The 850-nt window shown below is 62.9% G+C and carries 2 protein-coding genes; both read right to left on the bottom strand.

Translation table 11 applies throughout. From position 1 onward, the window contains the following. The coding region (locus P0D96_RS48180; protein WP_408321400.1) for a paraquat-inducible protein A at nucleotides 1-431 on the bottom strand (431 nt) is incomplete at its 3' end. Then, a partial coding sequence (locus P0D96_RS48175; protein WP_408321398.1) for a TolC family protein occupies nucleotides 428-850 on the bottom strand: 423 nt, incomplete at its 5' end. The genes P0D96_RS48180 and P0D96_RS48175, both read right to left, overlap by 4 nt.

Raw genomic sequence — 850 nt, 5'->3', positions numbered from 1 at the left:
CCCCACGGCCGCGCCAGATGCAGCACGCGAAAGACGATGTCGGGCCGGTATGGCAGGCGCCGACGCCACAGCGGAAACAGCAGATACGCCATCGCGGACATCTGCATGAGCGGCATGAGGAATGTCGTCACGAACACCAGCCCCGCGATGGGCCACATGCCGTCCCTGTACAGCACGCGCACCGCGCCCAGCAAGGTGGTCTCGACAAGATCGCCATTCACCGACAGACCGACGATCGGAAACGCATTGCCGATCACGAACAGCACGATCGCCGTGACTGTGAAAGCGAGCGCACGATCGAGACTGTCCGGATGGTTACGGTACAGCTCCGCACCGCAACGGCAGCAGCGCAGCACGCTCTCGCCCGTCAACGGCGCTTCCCGTTGCAGCAGGTCGCATTCGTGGCAGGCAATGAGGCGCTCGGCGGTCATTGCGCTTGCTCCGTAGTGGGCTGCCCGGTCGTGGGCGCAGCGGGCCCGTGCTGCATGACCTGCCCCGTCATGCGCTCGGCTTCGACAACCCAGCCACCGCCCATTGCCTTATACAAACCGATCAGCGAACTGAACACGAGTCCGTTGGTTTGCGTGTAGCTCAGTTGCGCGTTAAAGAGGCTACGCTCGGCATCGAGTACCTCGATGTAGCTCGTATAGCCGCCTTCATAGCGCAAGCGCGCAAGCCGTGAATAGGTTCGCAGCGCTTCGACCTGACGGCCCTGCACAACGAGTTGCTCGCGCGACTTCTGCAGTGCGATCAGTGAGTCGTCGACTTCCTGGAAGGCCACCTGGATCGACTGCTGGTACTGGAACAGCGCCTGTTGCTGTTGCGCTTCCGCCTGGCTCACCTGGCCGCT

It is taken from the genome of Paraburkholderia sp. RL17-347-BIC-D, from assembly GCF_046027915.1.
Classification (GTDB): Bacteria; Pseudomonadota; Gammaproteobacteria; order Burkholderiales; family Burkholderiaceae; genus Paraburkholderia.
This window is presented reverse-complemented; position numbering and strand designations above follow the sequence as displayed.